Genomic DNA, 8,308 nt, shown 5'->3' with positions numbered 1-8,308 from the left:
GTACACTTATGTCCCAGCCTCTTTTTGTATGTATAAAAAAACCTCAACCTGGCAAGTTGAGGGAGAAATGTGCATTTGAGATTGAATTTCACATGGCAAGTGTATTCATGTTGCAAATGCTTTTTTATTAACGGCAATTTTAACTATACACACATTTTTTATTAATAAAAATATGCCGATTACATTATTTTTCTTGTCGAAAATAGTAGAAAAAAGTGTTTTTTAACAATATCCCGGCATGTTTCATACGCGTAAAGGAATAGATGAAAGGCCTTTTTTACCTTTATCTGGTTAGAAGAAGTGAAAAAAGTTTGTCGATACGTGTCGAATGAAAAAATATTTATTTTTATTAGGTAAATAAACTTAAATTAGCGGGCGAAAGCGCGTGTAATACGTGCAATACCTTCATTTAACGTCTCACGTGGACACGCAATATTGATACGTAAAAAGCCATCGCCAGCTGGACCAAATTTCTTACCAGGGTCTAGTGCTACACCCTCATCGAGTAAGCGGTTCATAATCTCTTTTTCCTCGAAATTTGTCTCGCGGTAGTCGAGCCACATTAAGTACGTCGCATCATTTTGTTCGATATGCAAGCCGTCGACTGCATTTAACGCTTCAGCAGTGATGCGAATGTTTTCACGTAAATAGTCTTTTAATGTTTCAAGCCATTCAGCACCAGCTTCACTAAAGGCACCTGTAATAGCAGCGCTTGCGAAAATGTTTAATCCACCTTGTGCTTGACGTTGCATCGTATGTTGAATCGCTTTACGTTTGGCAGGTTCTGATACGAACATCATCGCTGCGTGAATTCCTGCGATATTAAACGTTTTCGTCGGTGCAAATAAAGTAATCACGTTGTCGCGATGTTGTGTTACGTTCAGCGTTGGGACATGTTTACCATTCAGTACGAGGTCGCTATGAATTTCATCTGATACGAGCAGGACGTCATGTTTAGCACATAATGCATCAAGCTTTTGTAGTTCTGCCTCTGTCCACGTGAACCCAATTGGATTGTGTGGATGACATAAAATAAATAACTTCACTTCGTCGCGTGCTACGTATGTTTCAAAATCGTCGAAGTCAATCGTATACTGTCTTTCTTTTTCAATTAGTGGATAAAAGACCGCTTCACGATCTAACGTTTTTGGCGCATTAAAAAATGGTGGATACGTTGGTGCCATCATTAATACACTATCGCCTGGGGCAGTAAACGTTTCAACAACGGTCGCAATCGCAGGCACAACGCCTTGATGATACATAATCCACGGTGCTTCAATCGTCGTTTGATGATGCGTCGCCATCCATTGGATAATTGCTTGCTGGCATGCTTCACCTTCAAAAGAATAGCCATAAATTGGATTGTTCAGACGTGTCTGAATCGCTTCTTTAATACAAGACGGCGCAGCAAAATCCATGTCTGCAACCCACATCGGAATAATGCCATCGACATTGTCGCGGCCATAGACAGCCTTTAATTTATCCCACTTTAAAGAATCGGTTTTTTTACGGTCATACACTTGATCAAATAAACTCATACGATTAACCTTCTTTCACCAATATTTGTTATATGCTATTATAGCGAATATCAATGAAATAGACAGGTGAAAACATGAACACAATTGAAATGAATCAACGCGCCGTTCAAATGATTGCTGATTGGAATCCGTTTGATATTCCAGACTTCGATTATGCGACAGAAGCGGCCGATATCGCAGCAACGATGCAAACGATTGATGACCCAGCAGCTTTAGCGAAAGAAATTCAACTGATTTTTGAAGCATCATTTGAAGAATGGTTGCCGCTAGAAGCATGTGAAGCAATCGCACAGCGACTAACGCTTTTAAAATACGAAGCGCAATGTGATTTACCGTAATAAAAAAGCGAGCCGCTTCTAAGCGACTCGCTTTTTCATTGTTAGCCTCGGATACCTTGAATAAATACGATAACAATCGCAATTGGTGCGACGTAACGTACGAGAATACGCCACGTTGTAAGCAACCAAGGGGCAACATTTAATTGTTCTAATTGATCTTTTTTCGTTAATTTGTAACCAGCGAAAATCGATACGAGTAACGCACCGATAGGCATGCCGACATTACTTGTAATGAAGTCAGCAAAATCGAAAATTGATTTGCCCATAATCGTTACATCTGATAATTTACCGAATGATAACGCACTTGGAATTCCAACGATGAAAATTCCTAAACCGCATAACCATGCATATTTCGTACGTTTTTCAGTTTTTGGACCCATCGCTGTTGCGACAACGATTTCAAGCATTGCAATCGCTGATGTAACTGTTGCGAATAGTAATAGGACGAAGAAAATAATCATCCAAATAGATCCGAGTGGAATTTGTTGGAACACTGCTGGTAAAATAATGAATACAAGTCCAGGACCTGAACTTGGTTCGAAACCTAATGAGAATACTGCAGGGAAAATGACAAGACCTGCTAAAATTGAAATACCAATGTTCATCCAACCGACGTTAACAGCAGATGATACGAGATTCACGCTTTTATCTAAGTAAGAAGCATATGTCATCATAGCCGCTACACCGACTGATAATGCGAAGAACGCCATACCGAGTGCAACGAGTAACGTTTCACCGTTAAATGCTGACCAATCTGGAACGAACATAAATTTCAAACCATCTACAGAACCATCTAATGTTAATGAACGAATGGCTAAAATGATGAAGAAGATGAATAGAAGGGGCATCATAAATTTACTTGCACGTTCGATCCCTTTTTGGATACCACCTGAGATGATGCCGATTGTTAACATCATGAATAATGCTTGGGCAATGACAGCTTCCCAAGGATTTGCTGTAATGTCTGTGAAAATTTGTGTATAAACGTTTGGATCATCACTCGTAAAGCTAAATGTGACTGATTTCCAAATATAAATCAAAATCCATCCACCTACTACTGAGTAGAAAGATAAAATAATTGCAGAAAAAATAAAACCTAACCAACCTGTAATGAACCACGGAGTACCGGGCGCTTGTTTTTTCATACCTGTCACCGCGTCTGCTTGACCACGACGACCAATCATAAATTCAGCAATCAAAATCGGTAATCCAATGAGCAATGTGCATAAGATAAATAAGAAAATAAAGACGCTACCACCATTACTTCCCGCCATGTATGGGAACTTCCAAATTGCCCCTAAACCGATGGCGCTACCTGCAGCAGCTAATATAAAGCCGATTTTTGATGCGAACTGATCTCTCTTTGCCACGAAAAATCCTCCTTCAAAGTAATATTTACTCATAATACACCAATAAGACTGAAAATTATATATATTTAATGCTTTTAAAGGCATTTTATGACGTAACAAAGTGGAATGAAGTTATTTTCAGAAATAACCGAGAATTTTTGAAGCAGGAAATTGTCTATGCTATAATAACGATGGATATATAAAGAACACAGGCAATTCGGAAAGTAGGATGACGATGTCTAACAAGTATAAGGTTGGCGATATTGTTTCAGGCAAAGTCACTGGTATTCAGCCGTATGGAGCATTCGTTGCATTAGATGCTAATACGCAAGGTTTAGTTCATATTTCTGAAATTACTTACGGCTTTGTAAAAAGCATTACAGACTATTTGAACGTAGGCGACGTTGTACGCGTGAAAATTTTAGACATTGCGGACAACGACGAGAAAATTAGTTTGTCATTGCGCGCTTTACAGGAAAAGCCTACGAAGCGAAAAGAACAGTTGCCACGTAAATCATTACAAGACCGAGTGGACGAAAAAGACTCGGTTGGCTTTAACTCATTAAAAGAAAAACTAGGAGAATGGATTGAAGAATCCGGTCTGAAATAGCGTTTCTTTGAAGCAAAACCCTCTACAATTTGTAGGGGGTTTTTGCTTGTATATGTCGTCGATTTTCTAGTTAGCGTGTCATATACGTCTTTCGATGCAATTTAAAAAAGATGACGTTTTCATAGGAAATAGTCGGCATTTTACGGTGTTCTATGATACAATATGGGCGATATTGGTAATCTATTACAAAAGAGGCGAGGAATTTATAATGGCAGAAAATCTAAACCTATTCACATCTACACAGGCAATTATTAAAGAAGCATTACAAAAATTAGGCTATGATGAAGCGATGTATGATCTTTTAAAGGAGCCATTACGTATGCTGCAAGTTCGTATTCCTGTGCGTATGGATGACGGCACTGTAACAGTATTTACAGGCTATCGTGCACAGCACAACGATGCGGTCGGTCCAACAAAGGGCGGCGTGCGCTTCCATCCGAATGTTTCAGAAGAGGAAGTAAAGGCGTTATCTATGTGGATGACGTTAAAAGCAGGGATCGTCGATTTACCATACGGTGGTGGTAAAGGTGGCGTCATTTGCGATCCGCGTCAAATGTCGATGGGTGAGTTAGAACGTTTAAGCCGTGGTTACGTACGTGCAACGAGTCAAATCGTTGGGCCAACGAAAGATATTCCAGCGCCAGATGTTTTCACAAACGCACAAATTATGGCTTGGATGATGGATGAATATAGCCGTATGGATGAGTTTAACTCGCCAGGTTTTATTACAGGGAAACCGATTGTACTTGGCGGCTCACAAGGTCGCGATCGTGCAACGGCACAAGGTGTCACAATTGTCATTGAACAAGCAGCGAAACGTCGCAACCTTCAAATTGAAGGAGCACGTGTAGTCATTCAAGGGTTTGGGAATGCAGGTAGTTTCCTTGCGAAATTTATGAACGATTTAGGCGCAAAAGTTGTCGGCATTTCAGATGCGAACGGTGCGCTCTACGATCCAGAAGGATTAGACATTGATTACTTACTAGATCGTCGTGATAGTTTCGGTACGGTGACGAACTTATTCGAAAATACGATTACGAACGAAGAATTACTAGAATTAGAATGTGACATTTTAGTACCGGCTGCGATTGAAAATCAAATTACAGCAGAAAATGCGCATAACATTAAAGCAAATATCGTCGTTGAAGCGGCAAATGGACCAACGACGCAAGAAGCAACGAAAATTTTAACGGAGCGTGGCGTGTTACTCGTACCAGACGTATTAGCATCAGCAGGTGGCGTAACGGTTTCTTATTTCGAATGGGTACAAAACAACCAAGGCTATTACTGGTCAGAAGAAGAAGTAAACGATAAGCTTTACAAAAAAATGGTTGAAGCATTCGACAATATTTATAACGTCGCAGAAGCACGTAAAATCGACATGCGCCTTGCAGCGTATATGGTCGGTGTCCGTAAAACAGCAGAAGCATCTCGTTTCCGCGGTTGGGTATAATAAAAAAGAGGCTGGGACATAAGTGTAAAAACACCATCTCAAATGAGCATAAGAAAAACCGGAATCGCGCTGTGGCGTGGTTCCGGTTTTTTGTTGCGAACGCTAAAAAAGGAAACTGAACTGTTTTGTCCCAGCCCTTTTTTTTATTTTGTTTTAAGATTGTCATGCGTCTTTAATTTTTCAGGACGTTCTCCGATATGACTCCAGTTCGTTACGCCATCATCTTCATCGAAATAAATCGTTGCGCGTGTGACGCTTTTTTGCCCTAAAATTTGTTTCATCAAATCGTCACGCACATCATCGGCAAAAGCGACCGTTACCGATGGGTCGATTTCTGCCATCAATTCAACATGTAACGCTTCACCTTCTTTAATGACTACTAATTTACGAATATCTGTGATGTGTGGATTATCAGAAACGAGGTAAGCGATATGGTTCAACATTTCTTCATCTGTTTCACCAATGGCACCACGTGCGTTTTCTAAAAAGACGACACCTACAACGAAGAACATCATCGCACCGATGATAATAGAAACAATCCCTTCGATTTGGACGAATGGTGTGTAATGTGCTACGAGTACTGCGATAAACGCAAGTACGTTACCAGATGTCGCAACAGAATCTTCCATAAACACAAGTTTCGTTGCGGGTTTAGCGCGTCCTAAATTTTTCAGCGCTTTAATAAAAGCAGTTAAGCCATGCGCTTGAATGCCTACCTCTGTATTAATTTCTTTTGCGGCTTTTAATAAAACCGAACCTTCTAAAATAATCCCAAGTGCTAATACACTTAGTACAATCCATAAACCAGTAGAAGTCGTTGGATGTAAAATATGATGCCAACCTTCTAAAATTGTTTCGTAAGCTAAAATGCCGACAATAATAACGGCGAATAAACAAACGAGGTTAATAACACGTCCGAAACCAGTCGGGAATTTGCGGGTCGGTGCTTTTTTAGAAAGAGCAGAGCCGACGAAAACGAAAAACTGATTGGCCGCATCTCCAAGTGAGTGCATCATTTCGGCGAACATCGCGACATTTCCAGTGAAAAAGTAAGCGACACCTTTAATGATCCCTAATAGTAGGTTAACGAAAGCGGCTAATAACGAAGGTTTATTACCTTGTTTCAATAAAGAAAAAAATTCACCCATATAAATCCTCCTTAAGACATTAACTCAATTTCTACTGTGACGACACAATCTAACTGTTGCACAGTGCGATACATCGTAAACGTATCTTTATCAGGTAGCGATGAAACTTGAAGTGCTACTTGATGTTTTACAGCACCATCGATATATATATCTTTAATGTGTAAATTTTCAATTTCAAAATCATGTGTTTTTAAATGTTCTAGCAATGTTTCAATACGATTTGCATCGTCAATGACAACGGTAAGCGCGATGTCGTGACGGCGTAGGTGAGAAGGGCCGACTTTGAAAAAAAGTGGGGCAATGACTTCTACGCCAAATAGGACAATCAATACCGCGACGATTGCTGGAATATAAAAACCTGCTCCGACAGCAATACCGATGCCAGCTGCTCCCCAAATCATTGCAGCGGTCGTTAATCCTGTAATACTATCGTTATTTCGATGCAAAATGACCCCAGCACCGAGGAAACCGATACCACTTACAATTTGTGCGGCAAGGCGAAGCGGATCCATCGTGACATTAATGCCTTCCACTGGCGTTGCACGCAACACAGATTCCATCGAAATAATCGTTAACAAACAACTGAACGTTGCAATGACTAGGCTCGTTTTCAAGCCTACAGGTTTCCTTTTTAATTCCCGTTCAACCCCGATAATTAAACTTAATGTTGCTGCAATCATCATTTTGATACTCGCTTCTTGTAGTAAGCTATAATCTGTTAACCACTCCATGAAATATCCCCTTTCATTCTGATATTGTCAGTTTGCTGTATTAATGGGAAAATGGGTTATTGCTTCATTGTACATGAGAATCGTGGAGTTATTAATAAATTTTACAAGGAGAAATAATATGCATCCATATGTCGCAATTTTGATTGGCGTGTTATCCGTCGCATCGTCAGCCATCTTCGTAAAATTATCAAGTGCCGATGCAGGGCCACTTGCTTTTTATCGTATGTTATTTTCTGTCGTGCTCATGTTGCCATTATTTTTAAGTAAGCATCGAAAAGAATTAATTACTATTCATAAGAAGCAATGGGCGATTATGTGTCTGTCAGGTACGTTTTTAGCGTTTCATTTTATTTTATGGTTTGAATCATTGAATTACACATCGGTCGCTAGTTCAACAGTGCTTGTTACGCTGCAACCGTTATTTGCTATTGTCGGTACATATCTTTTATTTAAAGAGCCACTTTCTAAAAAGACGATGATTGCTGCAGTAATCACGATTGGCGGGAGTGTGTTATTAGCATGGGGTGATGTCCGAATTGGCGGTACCGCTTTATTCGGTGATATGCTTGCGCTAATTGCCTGCGCGCTTATTTCTTTCTATATGTTATGTGGGCAAAGTGTGCGCCAAACGATTTCATCAACGACGTATACGATTATCGTCTACGCGGTTAGTGCTATTGTGTTAGCAATTTATGTACCGCTAAAGGGGGAGAGTTTCGGTCCATATCAATCAATTGATTGGTGTTGGTTTATTTTATTAGCCATCGTGCCGAATTTATTAGGGCATAATTTATTCAACTGGTCATTAAAATACGTATCTGCAAATGCGATTTCGATTGCTATCTTATTTGAACCAGTTGGCGCATCGATCTTAGCGTACTTCGTTTTTAGAGAGTATTTACATGCTTCGCAAGTGATTGGTGGCGTCATTGTATTAGCGGGGATTATCTTCTATACAATTGATGAAAAGAAAATGAAAAAGTTTTTTCAAAAAAACTATTGACGTATAACAGTTTCATGGTTTATAGTATTACTTGTCGCTAAGACAACGACGAAAAACTTTATAAAAAATAACTTAAAAAAAGTACTTGCTTTTAAAAAGTTATTGTGGTAAAGTAATGAAGTCGTCAAAAACGACGAG

Annotated in this window: 8 protein-coding genes; 4 read left to right on the top strand and 4 right to left on the bottom strand. The window is 39.6% G+C overall.

The genetic code is table 11. From position 1 onward, the window contains the following. Nucleotides 1-368: 368 nt before the first annotated feature. Nucleotides 369-1,538 (bottom strand): MalY/PatB family protein, encoded by a 1,170-nt coding sequence (locus KMHG_RS12870; RefSeq protein ID WP_010290089.1) that lies wholly within the window; start codon nt 1,536-1,538, stop codon nt 369-371. A 74-nt stretch (nt 1,539-1,612) separates the two neighbouring features. On the opposite strand from KMHG_RS12870, the gene KMHG_RS12865 reads away from it, so the two are divergent. Continuing rightward, on the top strand, nt 1,613-1,876 hold the full coding sequence (locus KMHG_RS12865; RefSeq protein ID WP_010290087.1) for a DUF1871 family protein: 264 nt from the start codon (nt 1,613-1,615) through the stop codon (nt 1,874-1,876). Nucleotides 1,877-1,917: 41 nt separating this feature from the next. Here the strand turns inward: KMHG_RS12865 and KMHG_RS12860 are convergent, their stop codons facing one another. Next, complete coding sequence (locus KMHG_RS12860) at nt 1,918-3,246, bottom strand: sodium-dependent transporter (protein ID WP_010290086.1); 1,329 nt, start codon at nt 3,244-3,246, stop codon at nt 1,918-1,920. A gap of 214 nt (nt 3,247-3,460) precedes the next feature. Between KMHG_RS12860 and yugI the strand changes: the two genes are divergently transcribed. Continuing rightward, nucleotides 3,461-3,835 (top strand): S1 domain-containing post-transcriptional regulator GSP13, encoded by a 375-nt coding sequence (gene yugI / locus KMHG_RS12855; protein WP_010290085.1) that lies wholly within the window; start codon nt 3,461-3,463, stop codon nt 3,833-3,835. A gap of 208 nt (nt 3,836-4,043) precedes the next feature. Next, complete coding sequence (locus KMHG_RS12850) at nt 4,044-5,288, top strand: Glu/Leu/Phe/Val family dehydrogenase (protein ID WP_010290083.1); 1,245 nt, start codon at nt 4,044-4,046, stop codon at nt 5,286-5,288. 143 nt (nt 5,289-5,431) lie between these two features. On the opposite strand, the gene KMHG_RS12845 is transcribed toward KMHG_RS12850, so the two are convergent. Continuing rightward, on the bottom strand, nt 5,432-6,436 hold the full coding sequence (locus KMHG_RS12845) for a cation diffusion facilitator family transporter (RefSeq protein ID WP_010290081.1): 1,005 nt from the start codon (nt 6,434-6,436) through the stop codon (nt 5,432-5,434). 11 nt (nt 6,437-6,447) lie between these two features. Next, nucleotides 6,448-7,167: an MgtC/SapB family protein gene (locus KMHG_RS12840; protein WP_010290080.1), complete on the bottom strand. Its 720-nt coding sequence runs from the start codon at nt 7,165-7,167 to the stop codon at nt 6,448-6,450. A gap of 118 nt (nt 7,168-7,285) precedes the next feature. Here KMHG_RS12840 and KMHG_RS12835 point away from each other — a divergent pair, with 118 nt between their 5' ends. Beyond that, on the top strand, nt 7,286-8,170 hold the full coding sequence (locus KMHG_RS12835) for a DMT family transporter (protein ID WP_010290075.1): 885 nt from the start codon (nt 7,286-7,288) through the stop codon (nt 8,168-8,170). The last annotated feature ends 138 nt before the right edge of the window (nt 8,171-8,308 follow it).

This window comes from Kurthia massiliensis (assembly GCF_000285555.1).
GTDB lineage: Bacteria > Bacillota > Bacilli > Bacillales_A > Planococcaceae > Kurthia > Kurthia massiliensis.
This window is presented reverse-complemented; position numbering and strand designations above follow the sequence as displayed.